This window comes from Saccharopolyspora spinosa NRRL 18395, from assembly GCF_000194155.1.
Classification (GTDB): Bacteria; Actinomycetota; Actinomycetes; order Mycobacteriales; family Pseudonocardiaceae; genus Saccharopolyspora; species Saccharopolyspora spinosa.
Genome location: NZ_GL877878.1, coordinates 767,833 through 788,029 on the forward strand (window position 1 = coordinate 767,833; position 20,197 = coordinate 788,029).

Here is a 20,197-nt window from a genome sequence, read left to right on the forward strand (position 1 = left end):
CCAGTTGTCGGCGAACTTCTGCCGCTAGGTGTTCCCTGGTCGTCCCGGAGGCTGACATGGCCCCACATCCCGTCCTGCCGCAGCCGCCGCCGCGGCTGTGGCGCAGTCCGGAACCAAAGCGGCACTACGAGGTGGTGATCGTCGGCTCCGGCGGCCACGGTCTGGCGACGGCCTACTACCTGGCGCGCAACCACGGCATCCGCGACGTCGCGGTGCTCGAACGCGGCTGGCTGGCCGGTGGCAACATGGCCCGCAACACCACGATCATCCGCTCCAACTACCTCTTCGACGAGAGTGCGGCGCTCTACAACCACGCGCTGGACCTGTGGGAGCAGTTGCCCGCCGAGCTGGAGTACGACTTCCTGTTCAGCCAGCGGGGCGTGCTCAACCTCGCGCACACCGAGCAGGAGGTCCGGGACTCGCGGCGGCGGGTGTTCGCCAACCAGCTCAACGGGGTCGACGCGGAATGGGTGGAACCGGCCGAGATCGCGGAGCTCTGCCCGATCCTGAACCTCTCCGACGACATCCGGTACCCGGTGCTGGGCGCGACGCTGCAACGGCGCGGCGGGATCGCCAAGCACGACCACGTGGCGTGGGCGTTCGCGCGCAAGGCCGACGAGGTGGGCGTGGACCTCGTCCAGGGCTGCGAGGTAACGGGATTCGAGACCGACGGCGACCGGGTGACCGGGGTGCAGACCTCGCTCGGACCCATCGGCGCGGGGCGAGTGGCGCTCGCGGCGGCGGGGCGGACGACGCTGCTGACCGATGGGCTCGGCCTGCGGTTGCCGTTGCAGAGTCACCCGTTGCAGGCCTTGGTGTCGGAGCTGCTGGAGCCGATCCACCCGTGCGTGGTGATGTCCAACCACGTGCACGTCTACTGCAGTCAGGCGCACAAGGGCGAACTGGTGCTGGGCGCGGGCATCGACACCTACAACGGCTACGGCCAACGCGGCTCGGTGCACGTGATCGAACGCCAGATGGCCGCGGCGCTGGAGCTGTTCCCGATCTTCGCGCAGGCGCACGTGATCCGGACCTGGGCGGGCACGGTGGACGTCACGCCGGACGCGTCGCCGATCATCGGGCCGACCCCGTACGAGAACCTCTTCATCAACTGCGGCTGGGGGACCGGCGGTTTCAAGGCGACGCCCGGCGTGGGCTGGGTGTACGCGCACACCATCGCCACCGGTCGCCCGCACCCGCTCAACGAGCCCTACGGACTCGACCGGTTCACCACCGGAGCCCTGATCGACGAACACGGCGCAGCCGCCGTCGCCCACTGAGGAGGTCGCCTGGTCTCCAGTCCTCCGCAATTTCCATTGAAATCGAAGATCCGATTTCAATGGAAATCGAAGATCCGATTTCAATGGAAATTGCGGACCCCCAAGATCTTGATCTGGTTTGGAGTCCCTGATGCTGCTGATCCATTGCCCGTGGTGCGGGGATCGGGATGAGACCGAGTTCCACTACGGCGGTCAGGCCCACGTCGACTACCCGGACAACCCGAACGACATGGGGGACGCCGACTGGGCCGGATACCTGTTCATGCGCGACAACCCGCGCGGTTTGTTCCACGAGCGCTGGTCGCACACCGCTGGCTGCCGGCGCTGGTTCAACGTCGTGCGCGACACCGCCACCAACGAGATGCACCCCGAGACCGCCGGAAAGGTGGCGCCATGACACGCCTTGGCACGGGCGGTCGCATCGACCGGACCCGAACGCTGCGGTTCACCTTCGACGGCATCGAACTCGCCGGGCACCCCGGCGACACGCTCGCCTCCGCGCTGCTGGCCAGCGGCCGGATCGAGGTCGGTCCGTCGATCTACCGGGCACGGCCGCGCGGCATCGTCACGGCCGACTGCGCCGAACCGAACGCGCTCGTGCAGGTGCTGGGCGGCAGGCCGGAACCGCTGGTGCCCGCCACGCAGCTGGAGCTCTACGACGGCTTGCAGGTCGCGAGCCTCTCCGGCGTCGGCTGGCTCAGCGACGCGCCGGATTCCACGGTCCACGACAAAAAGTACGTGCACGCCGACGTCGTCGTGGTCGGTGCCGGGCCCGCCGGGCTCGCCGCCGCGCTGGCCGCCGGGCGCAGCGGCGCGCGGGTGGTGCTGGTCGAGCAGGGCCGCGAGCTTGGCGGGTCGCTGCTCGACGGTGGCGAGCTCATCGACGGTCGCCCTGCCAGCGAGTGGATCTCGCGCGCAGCAAGGGAATTCGTCGACTCACCGGAGGTGCGGGTGCTGACCCGCGCCACCGCCGTGGGCCACTACGACCACAACTACCTGCTCGTCGCCGAAAACCGGGGCGACCGCAAGCGGCTGTGGCACGTGCGTGCCCAGCGGGTCGTGCTGGCCACCGGCGCGCACGAGCGGCCGATGGTCTTCGCCGACAACGATCGGCCCGGCATCATGCTCGCCTCGGCCGTTCGCAGCTACCTCAAGCGTTTCGCCGTGCTGCCGGGCCGGGAGGCCGTTGTCGTCACCACCTCCGACAGCGCCTATCTGACCGCGCTCGACCTGGCCGCCGCAGGTGGGCACGTCCGCGCCGTCGTCGACACCCGGCCGGAACCGCCGCAGCGGCTGGTCGAGCAAGCCCGCTCGCTGGGCGCGCAGGTGTTCACCGGCTCGGCCGTCATCGGCACGGCGGGGGACCGGCGGGTGTCGTCCGTGCGAATCGCCCAGATCGACGACGAGGGCCTGCTCGCCGGCACGCCGGTGGACGTCGACTGCGACCTGCTGGCGGTCTGCGGCGGCTGGAGCCCCGCCGTGCACCTGTTCAGCCAGGCCGGCGGCGAGGTGCGCTGGGACCATCTGGTGTCCGCGTTCGTGCCGGTGCAGAAAACGGGGCTGCCCAAGGTGATCGGTGCCGGGCGTGGCACCTACGACCTCGCCGGATGCCTCGCCCAGGGCTTGGCGGCCGGGGCCGAGGCGGCGACCGCGAGCGGCTTCCGGGTCGCCGCGCCCGGCCGGTCGCCCAGCCGCGTCCGCTGTGGCTGGTCCCGGCGGAGTCCGGTGACCCGGCACAGTGGACAGATCACTTCGTCGACCTGCAAAGGGATTCCACGGTCGCCGACGTGTGGCGCGCGATCGGCGCGGGGATGCGCTCGGTCGAGCACGTCAAGCGCTACACCACCATCAGCACCGGCAGCGACCAGGGCAAGACCTCCGCGGTCAACGCCATCGGCGTCATCGCCGACGCGCTGCTGGCCGAATCGCCGGGTGCGGTTGACACCACGACGTTCCGGCCGCCCTACACGCCGGTGTCGTTCGCGTTGCTGGCCGGACGCGACCGGGGCCGGTTGCACGACCCGGTGCGGACCACGCCGATGCATTCCTGGCATGTCGCGCACGGCGCGGAGTTCGAGAACGTCGGCCAGTGGAAGCGGCCCTGGTACTACCCGCGCCCGGGCGAGGACATGGCCGCTGCGGTGCGCCGCGAATGCCTGGCGGCGCGCACCGGGGTGGCGATGCAGGACGCCACCACGCTCGGCAAGATCGAGATCGTCGGCCCGGACGCACCGGAGTTCCTGAACCGGATCTACACCAACGCCTTCGCCAAGCTCCCGGTCGGCAAGGCCCGCTACGGCGTCATGTGCAAGGCCGACGGGATGGTCTTCGACGACGGTGTGTCGATGCGGCTGGCCGAGGACCGCTACCTGATGAGCACCACGACCGGCAACGCGGCGGCGGTGCTGGAGTGGCTGGAGGAGTGGCTGCAAACGGAGTGGCCGCACCTGGCGGTGCACTGCACCTCGGTGACCGAGCAGTGGGCCGCGGTGGCGGTGGTCGGGCCGGACTCCCGGGAAGTGGTGGGCCGCGTGGCACCGGACCTGGACGTCTCGGCCGCGGCCTTCCCGTTCATGGAGTTCCGGGAAACCGTGCTGGGCAACGGGATTCCGGCCCGGATCTCCCGCATCTCGTTCTCCGGCGAGCTGGCCTTCGAGATCAATGCGGCCGCCTGGTACGGCATGGCGGTGTGGGAGGCGGTGCACGAGGCCGGCCAGGACTTCGGCATCACGCCCTACGGCACCGAGACCATGCACGTGCTGCGGGCCGAAAAGGGGTTCGTGATCGTCGGGCAGGACACCGACGGCACGGTGACGCCGCACGACCTGGGCATGGACTGGGTGGTGTCGAAGCGCAAGGACTTCGTCGGCAAGCGCTCGTTCGCCCGCCCCGACACCGCGCGCGCCGACCGCAAGCAGCTGGTCGGGCTGTTGCCGATGGACCCAGCGGAGCTGCTGCCGGAGGGCGCGCACCTGGTGGAGCCCGGCACCCCGCTGGAGCCGCCGGTGCCGATGCTCGGGCACGTCACCTCCAGCTACCGCAGCGCGATCCTGGACCGGACGTTCGCGATGGCGTTGGTGCGCGACGGACAGCAGCGCATCGGCGAGGTGCTGCACGTGCCGGTCCACGGCCGGTCGATCCCGGTCGAGGTGACCCAACCGGTGTTCTACGACGTGGAAGGAGCCCGCCGTGACGGTCGCTAGCCCCGCTCACTCCCGGGTCGGTGCCCTGTCCCTGCGCCGCAGCCCGCTGGCCGACCGCGCGGCGGAGCTCGCCGCGCACGGCGCCGACGGTCCGCGCGGTGTTCGGCTGGCCGAAGAACCGTTCCTGACCCAGGTGAACCTGCGGGTGCACCCGGGCAGCCCGGCGGTGGCGCGCATCGAGCACGCCCTGGACCTTGCGCTCCCGCACCAGGAACCGAACCTGGTCTCGGGCGACGAGAACGGCGCGGCGCTGTGGCTCGGCCCGGACGAATGGCTCCTGGTCGCCCCGGACGGCCACGCGGACCGACTGGTCGGCTCGGTCCGAAGCGCCCTGTCGGACTCCTTGGGGTCCACAGTGGACGTGTCGGCGAACCGGACGACGTTGCGCCTCTCCGGCCCGGCGTCCCGCGAGGTCCTGGAGAAGATCTGCTCGCTGGACCTGCACCCGCGCGCCTTCACCCCGGGCCGCTGCGCCCAAACCCTCCTCGGCCGAACCCAAGCGGTCCTCTGGCAACTCGGCCCGGAACCCAACTACCGGATCCTCGTCCGCAGTTCCTTCGCCGACTACCTGGCGGACTTGCTTCTCGACGCCATGCGGGAGTTCACCGCGCCCTGATTGGTCGCTGCGAACGGCCTGTTCGCCTCGATAGGCGGCGCAAACGGTCCGTTCGCTCCCGCGAGCCCGCGAGCACGAGATCGTCGGGCGACCGTCGTGCCCCTGTGCCTCAATGGTGGCTGGCTGCTCGGAGCAACGGCATTCGAGCTGCCGACCGAGGGGGACGCATGCCGACTGCCACCACGCGCGACGGTGTCGAGATCTACTACAAGGACTGGGGAAGCGGACTCCCGGTGGTGTTCTGCCACGGCTGGCCGCTGAACGCGGATGCCTGGGAAGACCAGATGAAACTGGTGGCCGACCACGGCTTCCGCGGCATCGCCCACGATCGCCGCGGCCACGGCCGCTCCAGCCAGCCCTGGGGCGGCTACGACTTCGACACCTTCGCGGACGACCTCGACGACCTGATCAACTCGCTGGATCTGCGTGACATCACGCTGGTCGCGCACTCGATGGGCGGCGGCGAACTCGCCCGCTACATCGGCCGCTACGGCACCGGGCGGGTCAGCAAAGCCGTGCTGCTCTCCGCGATCCCACCGCTGATGATCAAGACCGAGGGCAACCCCGAGGGCGTGCCCGCCGAGGTGTTCGAGGAGATCAAGAACGGCATCCTCGCCGAGCGCTCCCAGTTCTGGAAGGACACATCCGTTGGGTTCTTCGGCGCCAACCGGTCCGGCAACAAGGTCACCCAGGGCAATCGGGACGCCTTCTGGTTCATGGCCATGCAGGAGTCCATCGAAGCGGGGGTGAAGTGCGTGGACGCCTTCGCGCGCACGGACTTCACCGAGGACCTGCAGAAGTTCGACATCCCGACGCTGGTCGTCCACGGCGAGGACGACCAGGTCGTGCCCATCGACGCCACGGGCCGCAAAACCGCCGAACTCATCCCGAACGCGACCCTGAAGGTCTACGAGGGCGGCTCGCACGGCATCGCGATGGTCCCCGGGGACAAGGAGAAGTTCAACGGTGATCTCCTGCAGTTCCTCAAGAGCTGACCGCGGCGGATCAGCGGCGCGACAGGGCCGGCGCCGCCAGGGACGTGATGAGACGGCGGCGGTGGACCGCGAACTGCTTGGGGCTGTTCATCGCGAACACCGCGATCGTCCGGCCGCCGCGCTGGTAGGTCGCGACGAAGCGGCGGGTCTTCAACGAGCCGTCCACCACCGTGATCCGGTCCTTCGCCCCGGCGTAGCCGGCGAACTGCAGCGTCGAACCGTACTGCCGCGACCAGAAATGCGGCACTCCCGCGTAGGTGGCGACGGTCTGCCCGGCCAGCAGGTTGCGCACCGCGACCGGCGGCTGGTTCATCGCCGTCGACCAGTGGTCGCTGCGGACGGTGCGCGACCAGTGCACCGGCTGGTACCGGGCGATGTCGCCCACTGCCACCACGTTCGGCAGCGAGGTCGCGCACCCGGAGTCGGTCACGACGCCGTCGCGGAGCTTCAGCCCGGAGCCGCGCAGCCAACGGGTGGCGGGCTCGGCGCCGACCTCGACGACCACCGTATCGGCCGGGATAACCCGACCGTCGGCGAGCTCCACGCCGGTGACCCGGTCGTCCGCGAGAACGCGCGTTGCGGGCGTCCCGCACCGCACCCGCACCCCGTAATCCTCGTGCTGCGCGAAGCAAAGCGGCGCCAGCTCGATGCCCAGGGTGCGCGCCAGCGGCAGGTGCTGGGCGTCGACCAGCGTCACCTCGGCGCCCAGGGACCGGCAGGTCGAGGCGATCTCGGTGCCGATGAGCCCGCCACCGACGACCACAACCCGCGCCCCGGCGCGGATATCGCCGCGCAGCGCCAACGCGTCGTCGACGGTCCGCAGCCGGTGGCAGCCGGGGGCTTCCGCGGTGCCCGGCAGGTTCAGCCGGGCCGACCCGGTGGCCAGCACGACGCCGTCGGCGAGGACCTCGCTGCCGTCGGCGAGCACCACCGCGCCGCGCTTGGTGTCCAGCCGCGCCGCCGGAACCCCCAACCGCCACTCGGCGGCGAGGTCGGCTTCCTCCTGCTCGCTGCCCAGCGAGAGCTCCTCCGGCTGCAACTGCCCGGCCAGGAACTCCTTGGACAGCGGCGGCCTGTCGTACGGGCGGTGCGCTTCCGCCCCGATGATCACCAGCCGCCCGTCGAAGCCCTGTTCGCGCAGCTCCTGCGCGGCACGCCAGCCGGCCACCGACGAGCCGACGACTGCGACCGTGTTCATGCTTCGACCGCGGCCGGTGCGGTGGCCCCGATGAATGACAACAAGCCGACCTCCGTTGCACAATGAGGAACACCGCGTAGTATGTGCAACAAATCTGACCCTTTTGTTGCGACAACGTCAAGAGGGACAACGGATGGTTCCGATATGTGCACCTCGAACGGATACGGTTGACCGGTGGGTAGCGCAGCTGAGTCACGCGGAAGGAGTTCTGGCGCTCTGGTGCAGTCCGTCGATCGGGCTGTGACCGTCTTGGAACTGCTGGCGCGCAACGGAGAAGCCGGCATCACCGAGATCGCCGGGGAGCTGGGAGTGCACAAGTCGACGGCCTCCCGGCTGGTGAGTGTGCTGGAAGCACGCGGCTTGGTGGAGCAGTTGGGGGAGCGCGGCAAGTACGCGATCGGCTTCGGCATCGTGCGGCTGGCCGGGGCGGCGACCGAGCGGATGGACCTGCCGAGGCTGGGCCGTCCGTTCTGCGAGTCGCTCGCCGCGGACCTGGGCGAGACGGTCAACATCGCGATCCGGGACAATGATGTCGCCATCAACATTAGCCAGGCCCGCGGGACCGCGGCTGTGACGGCGCACAACTGGGTCGGGCAACGCACCCCGCTGCACGCGACGTCCAGCGGCAAGGTGCTGCTGGCGTACGCGCCGCAGGTGGACCAGGAGGAACTTCTCGTCAGGCCGCTGGAGCGGTACACAACGCGAACTGTCACCAATGCCGGCGAGTTGCGCAAGGACTTCGAGATGATCGCCCGCGACGGCTACGCGACGAGCTACGAGGAGCTGGAGCTCGGCCTCAACGCCGCGGCGGTCGCGGTCTACAACCACGAGGGCGATGTGATCGCCGCGCTCAGCGCCTCGGGCCCGTCCTACCGCTTCTCCCGCAAGCGCATGCGCGAAGTAGTGGGCGCGATGCGCATCGCCGCCAAGGAACTCTCGTCCCAACTCGGCTTCCTGGCCTAGCGCCCGCAGTCGAGGGGCCGCTGAAGTTCCGCTACCCGCGCCGCCACGCAAAATGAGCCGGATATTCTTTTCAGTCGCGGGAGAGCCAGAGTTCTTCCAGGTCGAGCTGGTGCATGACGCGGCGCAGGACCTCGTCGTCGATGCGGCGGTTGTCGCGGAACTGGACGAAGACCGCCCGCTCCGCAGCCAGCATCTCGCCCCGCAGGCGGCGGTACGCCGCAGTCGGGCTCTCGCCGACTTCGTCGGCCGACCGGCCCAGCCGCTCCCACGCCTGGTTGCTGCGCTGCTGCGCAGCTCGGTGCAAGCGCTCCGCGACGTCGCCGGGTGGCTCGGCTTCCGCGGTGAGTTCGTCGAGCCGTTCCCGCGCGGCGCGGGCCGCGTTGTGCTGGGCTTCGGCCTCGGCGAGAGCGTCGGTGTAGTCCTCGGTGCCCCGCACCCCGAAGAAGCCGATGAGCCAGGACAGCGTCGTGCCGTGCAGTAGCAGCGTCGCCAGCGTCACGAAGAACGTCAGGAACAGGACCTCGTCGCGGTGCGGGAACGGCGCACCGGTCAGCGTCACGGTGGGGATCGCGGAGGCGGCGGCCAACGACACCACGCCCCGCATCCCCGCCCACGACACGATCACCTTGAGCCGCCAGTTCGGGCTGCGGCGGCGGAGCAGTTCCGGCAGGTACATCACGAGGAAAACCCACGCGCCGCGCGCGAGCACCACGCCGGCGATGAGCACGAGCCCGGTGACGACGAGCGGCCCGAAGTCGGTCGACACGCTCTCTACGACGCTGCGCAGCTGTAGGCCGATCAACGCGAACACGACCGCTTCGAGCAGCGTGTCCGCCGCGTTCCACACCGCCCGGTCCTGCAGCCGCGTCGCGGCGCTGCCGGCCGGCGAGCGATGCCCCAGGTACAGCCCGGCCACCACGACAGCCAGCACCCCGGAGGCGTGCACCTCCTCGGCGAGCAGGTAGGCGAAGAACGGCACGATCAGCCCTACCGCGCTTTCCAGCATGTCGTCGCGCAGCAGCCGCCGGACCCGATGCACCACCCAGCCGATGACGTAGCCGATCACCACGCCGCCGACCGCGGCCAGCAGGAACATGCCGACCCCGGCCAGCAGGGAATAGCCGGTGCCGATCGCGGCGGCCACGGCCACCCGGTAGGCGGTCAGCGCGGTGGCGTCGTTGACCAGGCTCTCGCCGCTGAGCACCGTCATGATCTTGCGCGGCAGCCCCAGCCGGCGGCCGATCGAGGTGGCCGCGACCGCGTCCGGCGGCGCGATGACCGCGCCGAGCACCAGCGCCACGCTCAGCGGCATTCCCGGCACCAGCCACCAGGCGATCCCCCCGGCGACCGCCGTGCTGAACAGCACCAACCCGAACGCGAGCAGCCCGATCGGCCGCAGGTTGGCGCGAATCCCGATGGTGGAGCTGTTCAGCGCGGCCGAGTACAGCAGCGGCGGCAAGATCAGCAGCAGCACCACGTTCGGATCGAGGGTGTAATCCGGCACGCCGGGTATGGACGACACGGCCAGGCCCACCACGACGAGCACCAGCGGCGCGGAGAACCCGACTCGGCGGGCGAGGGCGGTGACGGCGAGCGCCCCGGCGAGCAGGGCCATCAAGGCGGGTAGGTCGTACATGCTCTCTCCGTCAACGCCTGCGGATGCGGCAGCCGATGGTTACGTTCGGAAGCACATTGTCGTTCGAGCCGCCGACCGCGCGCTCACCACCTGGAGGTTCCGAATGTCCGGCAGTTGTGCGCACCTGCAGGAGGCGGCCAGCCGCGAACCTGCGCCCGGCCGAGAGGACGGCTGCGAGGACTGCCTCGCGGCCGGGCTGCACGTGTGGGCGCACCTACGGATCTGCACGAAGTGCGGGCACGTGGGGTGCTGCGACTCCAGCCCGAACCGGCACGCCACGGCCCACTTCCGTCAGACCGCCCACCCGGTGATCCGCTCCTTCGAACCGGGGGAGTCCTGGAGCTGGTGCTACCTGGACGAACAGCTCGGGTGAGCCGGGTCAGGCCTCGTCGGCGGTCGCGCTCTTGCCGAGCCTGCTGTTCTTCCTGCTGTACACGAAGTAGACGACCAAGCCGATCAGCATCCAGACGCCGAACCGGATCCACGTCCAGCCGACGAGGTTGAGCATCAGGTACAGGCAGGCGGCTGCGGCCAGGATCGGGATCACCGGCACCCACGGCACCCGGAAGGACCGCGGCAGGTCCGGCCGGGCGCGGCGCAGCACCAGCACGCCGATGGACACCAGGACGAACGCGAACAGGGTGCCGATGTTGGTCATCTCGGCGAGCACGTTGATCGGGGTCAGCGAGGCGACGGCCGCCACGACGATCCCGGTGATCACCGTGATCCGGTAGGGCGTGCGGAACTTCGAGTGCACCTTGGCGAACCACACCGGCAGCAGGCCGTCCCGGCTCATCGCGAAGCCGACCCGGGCCTGACCCAGCATCAGGATGAGGATCACCGTGGTCAGCCCGGCGATCGCGCCCAGCGAGACCAGCCCGGCCGCCCATGACGCGCCGATCGCCTGGAACGCGGTGGCCATCGGCGCCGCGGTGTCCAGCTGGTCGTACTTGACGATGCCGGTCATCACCAGCGAAACCAGCACGTACAGGATGGAGCAGATGGCCAGCGAGCCGAGGATGCCGATCGGCATGTCGCGCTGCGGCCGGCGGGTCTCCTCCGCGCCGCTGGCGACGATGTCGAAGCCGATGTAGGCGAAGAACACCAGCGCGGCACCCGCCACCAGGCCGCTGAGCCCGAACGAGCCGGTCTGCCCGAAGATCGCGTTGACCAGCGGTTCCTCCAGCGCTGCCCCGGCGGCACCGGGCGGTGCGGGCTGGTGCGGTGGGATGAACGGGCTCCAGTTGGCGGCCTTGATGAAGAACGCGCCGAAGATGATGAAGAACAGCACCACGACGAGCTTGATCGCCACGACCACGTTGGTCACCGAGGCGCTGAGCCGGATGCCGACGACCAGGACCCCGGTCAGGATCAGCGCGATGATCGCGGCGGGGAGGTTCACCACGCCACCGGCTCCCGGGGCGGCGGTGAACGCCTCGGGCAACCCCAGTCCGATCGAGTTGAGCGCCGCGACGAAGTACCGCGACCAGCCCACCGACACCGTGGAAGCGCCGACGATGAACTCCAGCATCAGGTCCCAGCCGATGATCCAGGCCAGGAACTCGCCCATCGACGCGTAGGAGAACGTGTACGCCGAGCCAGCCACCGGCACGACCGAGGCGAACTCGGCATAGCAGAGCGCCGCCAGACCGCAGGCGATGCCGGAGAAGACGAACGAGATCGCGATGCCCGGCCCGGCGTCGGTGGCCGCGGCCACGCCGGTGAGCACGAAAATGCCGGTGCCGATGATCGCGCCGATGCCGATGCCCAGCAGGTCCACCGCGCGCAGCACGCGGCGCAGGCGGAATTCCGGGGCCTCGGCATCGCGGATGGACTGTTCGACCGATTTGACACGCATGATTGACATGGGTGGCCTCCTCACCCGGGTGCCACGGCAGGCCGTTTGGCCCGCTCGCGCCGCTTCCGCACACCTGAGGACAGGATTGTGTCTCAAGTCACTCTGAGCAAGACGGCGCGGTGCATCGAGCGGCGGCGGTGATCAGCACCGCGGCGGCGGCGCGGGCGCTGCGGGCCGGTCCGGGGTTGCCGCCGACGGCTGCTGTGGTGGTCGCGCCGTCGATCAGGACGAGCAGCTGCTCGGTGAGCTCGTCGGGGTCGGCGGCGTCGAGCTCGCCGACCAGTTTTCGCAGGTAGTGGCGCAGTTCGTTCTTGTGTTCCCGCGCCGCCGCGGCGACTGCGGGGGAGCTGCCGCCCAGTTCGCCGAAGGAGTTGAGGAACGCGCAGCCCCGGAATCCGGGTTCGTCGAACCAGTCGTGCAGCCAGTCGAAGACCGCGAGCACGGCCTGCTCGGGGTTGCGGTCGCCGTGCGCGACGTAGGTGGACAGCGAGGCGCGCCAGCGCGCGTCGCGGCGGCGCAGGTAGGCCTCGATCAGCTCGTCCTTGGATGCGAAGCACTGGTAGAGGCGCTTGAGCGACACCCCGGAGGCGGTGCGCAGCTCGGCCATGCCGACGGCCTGGATGCCGCGTTCGTAGAACAGGGCTTCGGCGGTGTCCAACAGCTTCGACTCGGCCTCGTGACGCTGCACGGGAGCACTCCGGTTGTGAGGAGAACGATCGTTCTCTATCCTAGCGGACGTCGCGGAGAATGACCGTTCTCCGGTTGGGAGCAAATGAGATGTCGCGTCCGCACTTCCCGCCGTTCGACGAGCAGACCGCCGCCCAGAAGGTGCAGGCGGCCGAAGATGCCTGGAACACCCGCGATCCCGAACGCGTCGCGCTGGCGTACACGGCGAACTCCGCGTGGCGAAACCGGGATCGGTTCATCACCGGCCGGGACGAGATCGTTGCCTTCCTGCGCGAGAAGTGGGCGCGCGAACTGGATTACGCGCTGCGCAAGGAGCTCTGGAGCTTCCGCGGCAACCGCATCGCGGTTCGCTTCCAGTACGAATGCCTCGACGCCGCCGGGCAGTGCTGGCGCAGCTACGGCAACGAGCTCTGGGAGTTCACCGAGGACGGGCTGATGAGCCGCCGCGAGGCCAGCATCAACGACGTCCCGATCGCCGCCGCCGAACGCCGGATTCTCGGGCCCCGCCCGGAATCCGAGCGGGGCGTGCTGCTGCCGATCCGCTGAGTGCCTTCACCGGCGCAGGAAGCCCGGAAGTTCGGCGAAGGAGTCCAACACGTGGTCCGGGGTGCCGGCGGCGGCCGAGAGCGCTCCCGGCGTGAACTTGCCGGTGCGCACCAGGATTCCGGTGATGCCGTGGCGTTGCGCGGCGAGCACGTCGGACTCGACGTCGTCGCCGATCATCAAGGCATTGCCGGGTTCGGCGTCGATCTTGCCCAGCGCGGCGGCGAAGAACTCGGCCGACGGCTTGCCGACCACGGTCGCCTCCCGGTTCGCGGCCCGCTCCAGGCCGATCAGGAACGCACCGGAGTCCAGCTGCAGCCCCCCGCTGGTGCGCCAGCAGAGGCTGCGGTGCATCGCCACCAGCGGCACGCCGCGCTGCAGGTGGGAGAAGACCAGGTTGAGCGTGCGGTAGTCGAACTCCGGTCCGGCGCCGCCGAGGACGACCACGTCCGCGTCGTCGTCGACCAGTTCCACATCGCCGAGGTCTTCGCCGATGTCCCCGCTGTTCACCAGCAGGCATCGGGCGCCGGGGTGGTGTCGCGCGAGGTGTTCGGCGGCGGCCGCCGGCGCGGTCAGGATTTCGTCGACGCCGACTTCGAACCCGGCCCCGGCGAGGGTTTCCGCGATCGACGCCCGCGTCCGGCCGGTGGTGTTGGTGACCAGCAGGACGCCGATCCCGTCGGCCCGGAGGCCCCGGAGCGCGTCGGCCGCGCCCGGCAACGGTCGCCAGGACACGGTCAGAACACCGTCGATGTCGATCAGCGCAGCCCGGATTTCCACCATCCCAGCACGGTACGACCGTCCGGCGGGAGCCGTGCGGGTCAGCCGAGCTGCTGCGCAGCGGCCTGCCGAACTACCACGCGATGCTGCGATCCGAAGACGCGCTGGAGGGTCCGCGTGCCTTCGCCGACAAGCGCCGTCCTCGATGGATGGGGCGCTGAGCGGTACCTGCGATATCGCACGTACCGGAGATCAGGCTCCAGGTACACGCGGGTGGTCAACCCTGGCGAGGACTGCTTGGTCCTGCGTAGGCATCTGGTGGCACTCCTGGTTGTGGATCTCGCGTCTGTTAGACGTACCGGAGTGCGATGAGGTTGCGCGGACCGATCAGTTCTGGCGGCCCGGCGGGTTGGTTCTCCTCCCGAGCTCGCCGAGTGCGTCGAGCGCCGAGGTCTTGGTCTCCTGGTCGATGGCCTTGCTGGCGTTCGGGGACGGCTGGAGCAACGTGTCCGACGACGGTGCCGCCACGGGCTTGAGATCGGGTCGGGTGCGTTCGCGAGGCCGTTGCGGCTGTTGCGGCTTCGGTCGGGAGCGCGATGACGGCTGTTGCGGTCGCGGTTGGGAGCGGGGTGGCGGCTGTTGCGGTCGCGGTTGGGAGCGCGGTGGCGCGGGCGGCTGCTCGGCGCGGATGTAGAGGGCTTCCAGGACCAGCACGATGATCCCGACGACCAGCGCGCCGATCGCCAGCCACAGGCTGTTCGGGTCACCGCCGAACCACCACAGCCAGCCCGCGACCCCGCAGCCGGCGCCGGCTGCGATCGCCAGCAGGTGGAACAGCAGATGGACGGCGTAAGCCCTCACGACGCGACAACCTCCCCTGAAATCGCGGTCCGTCGACGATTCCGGTTGCGAACACCGGACCTCTGCGGAACACGCGCGCCGTTCGCGGCGGGTTGCCCGGGCGTGCGCCGGGTCACGCGGTTGCGTGCCGGAAGTGGTCGGACCGAATCCGATGGTAGCTGTGGATCAGCGCGGTTTGCCCGATCAAGACCAGTACGCCCGATCACAGCACGGCGCAACCTGATCTGATCACTTTTCACCTGTTCGGGCGAGCAGCGCCGTTCGCGCCCGGCGGTCATGAGCGTCACGAATTACGGTGAATCCCCAGGGCCACAGCGGAACCGGCATTGGTGCGGTGCCGGTTCGCGCCGACAGAAACAGTCGCGCGGAAGTGGTGGTCCGCTGCGTTGCGGGGGGTGGTGCCGGTGATCAATTCACTGGCTGGGTTCGCATTGGCGGCCACGGTCGGCATCGGGGCGATCATCGGATCGTTGATCGCGATGTCCTGGGTGGAGCGGAGGATGCTAGGTTCCGGCGGGCTGCGCCGCGAATCCGCACGCGGCAGACATCGCGAAACCAGTAGGCTCGTTGCCGAATACCGGCAGCAGCGCGCCGTTCTCGGTGCGCGCCCGAGAATCCGGCGCAACGTTCCTGTGCTCTTCACCGTGGTCGCGGCGTTGCTCGCCCTCTGCTCCCCCGGAAACGCGGTGCGGATGCCGACCCGGCGCATGGCGGCGGCCGGTGGCCCGGGCGCGATGCGCCGCCCCGGACCCCGGCGCTCGTTCGACCGGCCTACAAGACGCGGAAGTCGGCGAAGTCGAAACCGGGCGAGACCACGCAGCTGACCAGCGCTTCCACGGTCGCCGCCGCGGAGGCGCGCTGCCAGGTGCCGGCCGGGACGACCGCCTGCGGCGCCTGACCGGCACCAGCGCCGAGCACCGCCTGCTCGGGTTCGGCGACCGGGTTCGGCCCGTCCCCGCCTAGCGAAAGCGTCAGTGGCCCGCCCCGGTGCCACAACCACAACTCGTCGGAAGCGACGGTGTGCCATGCGGATTGCTGTCCGGGCGGGAGCAGGAAGTAGATCATCGTGGCGGTCGGCCGCAGGCCGCCGTTGTGCTCGATCCCGGCCGGGCTGGCCCAGGTCCGCCGGTACCAGCCGCCCTCCGGATGCGGCAGCAGGTCGAACTCCTCGGCGGTGCGGCTGCGTGTCTCCAAGCTCAGGAACCGGCCCGAGACATCGCGCCGCGCGTAGCGGACGCCGATCACCGACTCCCGCTCCAGCGGCCCGTACACGTGCGGGAACAACACGTCCGCCGGCACGCCTTCGGGAGGCGTCGGGTTCGCCGCTTCCCACCGCACCGGCGCGGACAGCTTCGCCGGGTCCAGCTCCAGTGCGATCATCGGTTCGGTCTCGTCGCGGTAGAGGGTGTTCGCCACGGCGAGCGTTGTGCGCACGTCCGGGGAGCAGTGCACGAACCCGTCGGTGTCGAGGCTCGCGGCGCGGATCGGGGAGTCGCGGTCGGCGTGGAAGGTGTTCAGCGGCAGCAGGTGCAGCAGCGTCGATCCAGTCACCCCGACAGTCTCTCCTGATCGGTACGGCCGACGCGATCTACCACCCGCGTGGCTCCAAGGGCCGCCCGGCGGTGCCGCAACACACCCGTGAAGCGGTGGCCGAAGCCCCGGCGATTCCAGACGGAAGCGCCTTCGAGTCGATCACACGTCGGCGGCGAGCTGCCTGACCTGCTCGATGAGCTTGGCGCGACCGGCCGCGTCGCCCGCCAGCGGTGTGACGTTGAGGGTCGTGACCCCGGACTCCTTCAGCGCCGCCAGCCGCTCCTTGACGTGGCCCACCGGGCCGACGAGCGACGTCTTCTCCAACAGCTCGCGGGGAACCGCCGCGGCGGCCTCGTCCTTCTTGCCGCTGAGGTAGAGGTCCTGGATCAGCTCGGCCTCCGCCTCGAAGCCATAACGGCGGGCCAGGTTGTTGTAGAAGTTCTTGCCCTTCGCACCCATCCCGCCGACGTAGAGCGCCAGGTGCGGCCGCGCGAAATCCAGCAGGTCGTCGAGGCCTTCGCCGATGGCCAGCGGTGCCTGGGCGACCACGTCCAGCGGCGGCAGCGTCGCGTCGCGCTTAGCCTTGCCAGCCGCCAGCGGCTCGCCCCACACCTCGGCCGCCCGCTCCGGCAGGTAGAAGATCGGCTCCCAGGCCTCGGCGATCTCGGCGACCAGCTCGACGTTCTTCGGGCCGATCGCGGCGATCATGATCGGGATCCGGTCGCGCACCGGGTGGTTGATGAGCTTCAGCGGCTTGCCCAGCCCCGTGCCCTGGTCGGCGGGCAGCGGGATGCTGTAGTGCTTGCCCTCGTGCTGCACCTTCTCGCGGCGCCAGACCTGCCGGCAGATGTCGACGATCTCGCGGGTGCGGCCCAGCGGCGCGTGGTAAGGCAACCCGTGGAAGCCCTCGATGACCTGCGGTCCGGACGCGCCGATGCCGAGCGTGAAGCGGCCGTCGGAGACGAAGTCCATGCCCGCGGCGGTCATCGCGGTCAGCGTCGGCGTGCGGGTGTAGATCTGCAGGATGCCGGAGGCGATCTCCAGGCGTTCGGTGCGGGCGGCGATGAAGCCCATCTGGCTCACCGCGTCGAACGAGTAGGCCTCCGGGACGTACACGATGTCCAGCCCGGCCTTCTCGTAGGTGGCCAGGTCGTCGACGGTCTCCTTGAAACCGCCGCTGTAGTTCAGCGGCATCCCGATGCGCATGGGCCGAACCTTTCCGGTCTGTGGCAGCGGTGATGCCGGGGCGCCGGCCGCGCCGCCGAGGCTGTCCCGAGGCTACCGCCGGGTAAACGTCGCCGGGGGTCCTACCAGGACCGCGGGTTGTGACGCACATCTCAAGAAAACCTTGGGGTGGCTGGATTTTCGGCCGAAATGACCCCGACAATGGGGACATGCCGTCCATTGAGTCCACTGCGCTGCGCCACGAGCCGCGCGGTGCGCGGGTGGTCGCGGCATGAAATTGGCTCTGCTGGACATCGGGTCGACCGCTGCGCGCCTCGAGGTGGTCGACCTCGACCGGTCCCGCATGCCCCGCGCCGACTGGAGCGTGAAGGCCCGGACCAGGCTCGCCGAGCACACCGGGGCGGACGGACTTGTCACCGAGTCAGGCGTCGAGCTCGCGGTGCGGGCGGTGCAGCACTGCGTGCGCGCGGCCGCGGATCAGTGCCCCGACGCGCTGGTCGCTTACGGCACCTCGGCGGTGCGGGACGCGGCCAACGGCGCGGAACTGCGGCAGCGGCTCAGCGATGCGGCCGGGGAGCGGATCGGCGTGCTCAGCCCGCGCGACGAAGCAGCCGTCACCTACCACGCCGCCCGGCGCTGGCACGGCCGTTCCGGCCCGACGCTGACCACAGTGGACATCGGCGGCGGCACCATCGACGTGGCCACCGGCATCGGCGGCGAGCCCTCCGACGTGGTCTCGCTGCCGTTCGGCGCGGCCCGGCTGACCAGGCAGTACCTGCCGGACGACCCGCCGCGGTCGAAGCAGGTCGACAAGCTCGTCGCGGCGGTCCGCGGCACCATCCCGTCCTCGCTGCGCACCTTCGCCGACCGCGACCTCGGGCACCCGGTGGCGCTGTCCAAGGTGCTGCGCCAGCTCGCGGTGCTCACCGAGAGCTCGCCGGGCAAGGTGGCCCGCCACCCCGACCGGCTGTCCCGCGCGAAGCTCCGCCCCTGGATTCCGAAGCTTGCCGAGCTGGACCAGAAGCAGCGGGCGGCGCTGCCAGGCGTGTCGCGCAGCCGCGCCCGCCGCATCCTGGCCGGCGCCATCGTCGCCGAGCTGATCCTGCGCACCATCGGCGTGGACGAGCTGGAGATCTGCCCGTGGGGGCTGCGCGAAGGCCTGGTCTTCCGGTTCGCCGAAGCGCACGACGACACCGACGGCGACGCCCTCCAGCTGATGGCCACGCTCTTCAGCTGACCCTGAGATCACCCCGGGATCACCCGGAGATCGCACCGCGCTGCGAGCGGAGCACCACTGGACGCCGGTAGCGTCGTCGATGTTCGTGGCGGACACCCGCAGGGAGGGGGCGCGTAGTGGCACTTCTGCTGCACATCCTGATCACAATGGTGGCGGTGTGGATCACCACCGCGCTGCCCGGGATCACCCTGGAAGGCGAGGACACCACGGCGAAGATCCTCACGCTGCTGGCGGTATCGGTGATCTTCGGCATCGTCAACGTGGTGCTCAAGCCGATCGCCAAGACGCTGGGCTGCCTGCTCTACCTGCTGACCCTCGGGCTGTTCGGCCTGGTGGTCAACGCGCTGCTGTTCTGGCTGACCAGCTACCTGGCCGGGGAGCTCCGCCTGCCGTTCCACGTCGACGGCTTCTGGCCGGCGTTCTGGGGCGCGTTGATAGTCACGATCGTCAGCAGCGCGTTGGCGGGCATCGTGCGCCGCGCCAGGCCGCGGGTGGAGGAGCGCTGACGTTCGAGTGGTCCCCTCCCAAAACGCCGCGAAACGGCTGGCGCGCCGGATATCCTGCTGATCAAGTCCGTCCACAGGGGATCTCGGTGAACCACGGAGTCGGCGATGCTATGCAGCCTTCGGGAGTTCGACGGCCTGCTGCGTGACAGCGAGGTCGGGCCGGAGATCGCGGCGTTCCTGATCGCGGAACCGCAGGCGGCCTCCGCAGGGCCGCGGGGCGAGCGGTGGGCCGAACTGGCAGCGAACCTGGCCCGCGCATCGGTGTTCGGATTCGCGCAGGTCAGCAACCCCGGCGAAGCGGATTTGCGGGCCGTCGTGGCGGTCGGCAACCACCACGCGGCGCGGGTGCTGGTGCGGGGTGAGTCGGTGACCACGCAGCAGGTTCGCCCCGATGCGCCGTGGCCCGCGCTGGTGGGCTGCCTGCCGGACCGCGAACCGGCCGGGGGCTGCGAGGTCACCGTGCCCACCCGGGTGCTGGCCGAGGCGCGCGCCGAGGCCGCGAAGCGCGAGGACCGCCAGGTGGACTGGCTCGCCTACGAGCTCAAGCGCCGCCAGGTTCCCCCGGAGGACGCGCAGGCCGTGGGGGACCTGATGCGGCGGGCGGATGGGATGACCGCCAAGCTTTCCGTGGGCTTGCGCGTGGCGGCCGGCGCGGTGCGCAGCGGGCCGTTCGAGATCGAGGTGCACCACGCGCCGACCGGGCGGGCCGCGTTGATCCCGGAGTCACCGGACGACACCTTCACCGTGGTCGCCCCGGCCGGTGCCTACCTGCTCGGCCGGACGCTCCAGGAGTACGTCGAGAGCCTGTGGGTGAACACCAGCGACCACACCCAACCGCTGCCGCGCTGAGGCCCGCCCGGAACTCCCCTCCGGCGGCTGTGCGGCTCGGGCTGCCCGCGACCGCGGCGCTGCCCCGATGGCGGGCTGGCCCGCCGACCTGGTGCAAGCGATTCGCGGTCGCCAGTACCGCTGCCACGGCGGGCCCGAGTTCGACGGGCGGCTGATCAGCGCGCTGGACGTCGACGAGCTGCCGCGTTGGCCGCCGACCTGGCCGCGCACGATATCCGCAGCATCGCGATCACCTCGGTCTTCTCGCCGGTGACCAGCGATTTCGAGGTGTTGGCAAAGTAGGCCAATCGGCGTGTCGTTCACCCGGCACGCGAACAGGAGGTGCGC

20 protein-coding genes and 1 pseudogene are annotated in these 20,197 nt (G+C 70.1%); 12 read left to right on the forward strand and 9 right to left on the reverse strand.

Translation table 11 applies throughout. The annotated features are described in order from the left end of the window. Positions 1 to 56: 56 nt before the first annotated feature. From SSPN_RS0103840 to SSPN_RS0103860, 6 genes and pseudogenes are all read left to right on the forward strand, one after another. Positions 57 to 1,280, forward strand: coding sequence for a sarcosine oxidase subunit beta family protein (locus tag SSPN_RS0103840; protein ID WP_010307200.1), 1,224 nt, complete (start codon positions 57 to 59; stop codon positions 1,278 to 1,280). A 130-nt stretch (positions 1,281 to 1,410) separates the two neighbouring features. Continuing rightward, positions 1,411 to 1,677, forward strand: a complete 267-nt coding sequence (locus SSPN_RS0103845) for a sarcosine oxidase subunit delta (RefSeq protein WP_029534948.1) — start codon at positions 1,411 to 1,413, stop codon at positions 1,675 to 1,677. Next, a pseudogene (locus SSPN_RS59195) lies at positions 1,674 to 2,735 on the forward strand (2Fe-2S iron-sulfur cluster-binding protein); the annotation flags it as partial. The gene SSPN_RS0103845 and the pseudogene SSPN_RS59195, both read left to right, overlap by 4 nt. A 152-nt stretch (positions 2,736 to 2,887) precedes the next feature. After that, a complete protein-coding gene (locus SSPN_RS59200; RefSeq protein ID WP_237710441.1) occupies positions 2,888 to 4,483 on the forward strand; it encodes a glycine cleavage T C-terminal barrel domain-containing protein in 1,596 nt (531 codons plus the stop codon). Beyond that, entirely contained in the window at positions 4,470 to 5,099 is a 630-nt protein-coding gene (locus tag SSPN_RS0103855; protein ID WP_010307204.1) for a sarcosine oxidase subunit gamma, read from the forward strand. The genes SSPN_RS59200 and SSPN_RS0103855 overlap by 14 nt, the downstream gene beginning before the upstream one ends. 167 nt (positions 5,100 to 5,266) lie before the next feature. Next, complete coding sequence (locus tag SSPN_RS0103860; protein ID WP_010307206.1) at positions 5,267 to 6,094, forward strand: alpha/beta fold hydrolase; 828 nt, start codon at positions 5,267 to 5,269, stop codon at positions 6,092 to 6,094. Positions 6,095 to 6,104: 10 nt separating this feature from the next. Here SSPN_RS0103860 and SSPN_RS0103865 read toward each other — a convergent pair whose 3' ends face one another. Beyond that, complete coding sequence (locus tag SSPN_RS0103865; RefSeq protein ID WP_010307208.1) at positions 6,105 to 7,292, reverse strand: NAD(P)/FAD-dependent oxidoreductase; 1,188 nt, start codon at positions 7,290 to 7,292, stop codon at positions 6,105 to 6,107. Positions 7,293 to 7,511: 219 nt separating this feature from the next. On the opposite strand from SSPN_RS0103865, the gene SSPN_RS0103870 reads away from it, so the two are divergent. Further along, positions 7,512 to 8,255, forward strand: coding sequence for an IclR family transcriptional regulator (locus tag SSPN_RS0103870; RefSeq protein ID WP_010307210.1), 744 nt, complete (start codon positions 7,512 to 7,514; stop codon positions 8,253 to 8,255). Between the two features lie 70 nt (positions 8,256 to 8,325). Here the strand turns inward: SSPN_RS0103870 and SSPN_RS0103875 are convergent, their stop codons facing one another. Then, positions 8,326 to 9,891 carry a Na+/H+ antiporter gene (locus SSPN_RS0103875; RefSeq protein WP_010307212.1) on the reverse strand — a complete coding sequence of 522 codons (1,566 nt, stop codon included), beginning with the start codon at positions 9,889 to 9,891 and terminating at the stop codon, positions 8,326 to 8,328. A 103-nt stretch (positions 9,892 to 9,994) separates the two neighbouring features. On the opposite strand from SSPN_RS0103875, the gene SSPN_RS0103880 reads away from it, so the two are divergent. Beyond that, positions 9,995 to 10,264 (forward strand): UBP-type zinc finger domain-containing protein, encoded by a 270-nt coding sequence (locus SSPN_RS0103880; protein ID WP_010307214.1) that lies wholly within the window; start codon positions 9,995 to 9,997, stop codon positions 10,262 to 10,264. Positions 10,265 to 10,270: 6 nt separating this feature from the next. Here SSPN_RS0103880 and SSPN_RS0103885 read toward each other — a convergent pair whose 3' ends face one another. Together SSPN_RS0103885 and SSPN_RS0103890 are read right to left on the reverse strand one after the other, a co-directional pair. Continuing rightward, positions 10,271 to 11,758 (reverse strand): amino acid permease, encoded by a 1,488-nt coding sequence (locus SSPN_RS0103885; protein WP_010307215.1) that lies wholly within the window; start codon positions 11,756 to 11,758, stop codon positions 10,271 to 10,273. An 88-nt stretch (positions 11,759 to 11,846) separates the two neighbouring features. Continuing rightward, the gene (locus SSPN_RS0103890; RefSeq protein WP_010307216.1) at positions 11,847 to 12,437 is read right to left on the reverse strand and encodes a TetR/AcrR family transcriptional regulator; all 591 of its coding nucleotides are present in this window, start codon (positions 12,435 to 12,437) and stop codon (positions 11,847 to 11,849) included. A gap of 89 nt (positions 12,438 to 12,526) precedes the next feature. Here SSPN_RS0103890 and SSPN_RS0103895 point away from each other — a divergent pair, with 89 nt between their 5' ends. Then, positions 12,527 to 12,982, forward strand: coding sequence for a nuclear transport factor 2 family protein (locus SSPN_RS0103895; protein WP_010307217.1), 456 nt, complete (start codon positions 12,527 to 12,529; stop codon positions 12,980 to 12,982). 6 nt (positions 12,983 to 12,988) lie between these two features. On the opposite strand, the gene SSPN_RS0103900 is transcribed toward SSPN_RS0103895, so the two are convergent. The 5 genes from SSPN_RS0103900 to SSPN_RS0103920 all read right to left on the reverse strand — a co-directional run bounded on the left by SSPN_RS0103900 (position 12,989) and on the right by SSPN_RS0103920 (position 17,299). Beyond that, positions 12,989 to 13,762 (reverse strand): HAD-IIA family hydrolase, encoded by a 774-nt coding sequence (locus SSPN_RS0103900; RefSeq protein ID WP_010307220.1) that lies wholly within the window; start codon positions 13,760 to 13,762, stop codon positions 12,989 to 12,991. A gap of 324 nt (positions 13,763 to 14,086) precedes the next feature. After that, a complete protein-coding gene (locus SSPN_RS42340; RefSeq protein ID WP_010307222.1) occupies positions 14,087 to 14,560 on the reverse strand; it encodes a hypothetical protein in 474 nt (157 codons plus the stop codon). A 283-nt stretch (positions 14,561 to 14,843) separates the two neighbouring features. Then, on the reverse strand, positions 14,844 to 15,023 hold the full coding sequence (locus tag SSPN_RS59205) for a hypothetical protein (protein WP_010307224.1): 180 nt from the start codon (positions 15,021 to 15,023) through the stop codon (positions 14,844 to 14,846). Positions 15,024 to 15,331: 308 nt separating this feature from the next. Further along, positions 15,332 to 16,111 carry a cupin domain-containing protein gene (locus tag SSPN_RS0103915; protein WP_010307228.1) on the reverse strand — a complete coding sequence of 260 codons (780 nt, stop codon included), beginning with the start codon at positions 16,109 to 16,111 and terminating at the stop codon, positions 15,332 to 15,334. Positions 16,112 to 16,252: 141 nt separating this feature from the next. Then, the gene (locus tag SSPN_RS0103920; protein WP_010307233.1) at positions 16,253 to 17,299 is read right to left on the reverse strand and encodes an LLM class F420-dependent oxidoreductase; all 1,047 of its coding nucleotides are present in this window, start codon (positions 17,297 to 17,299) and stop codon (positions 16,253 to 16,255) included. A 250-nt stretch (positions 17,300 to 17,549) separates the two neighbouring features. On the opposite strand from SSPN_RS0103920, the gene SSPN_RS0103925 reads away from it, so the two are divergent. The 3 genes from SSPN_RS0103925 (at position 17,550) to SSPN_RS42345 (ending at position 19,870) form a co-directional block, all read left to right on the forward strand. Further along, complete coding sequence (locus SSPN_RS0103925) at positions 17,550 to 18,515, forward strand: Ppx/GppA phosphatase family protein (protein ID WP_010307237.1); 966 nt, start codon at positions 17,550 to 17,552, stop codon at positions 18,513 to 18,515. A 116-nt stretch (positions 18,516 to 18,631) separates the two neighbouring features. Further along, positions 18,632 to 19,021: a phage holin family protein gene (locus tag SSPN_RS0103930; RefSeq protein WP_010307243.1), complete on the forward strand. Its 390-nt coding sequence runs from the start codon at positions 18,632 to 18,634 to the stop codon at positions 19,019 to 19,021. Positions 19,022 to 19,126: 105 nt separating this feature from the next. Further along, positions 19,127 to 19,870, forward strand: a complete 744-nt coding sequence (locus SSPN_RS42345) for an ESX secretion-associated protein EspG (protein WP_010307247.1) — start codon at positions 19,127 to 19,129, stop codon at positions 19,868 to 19,870. Positions 19,871 to 20,197: the final 327 nt, after the last annotated feature.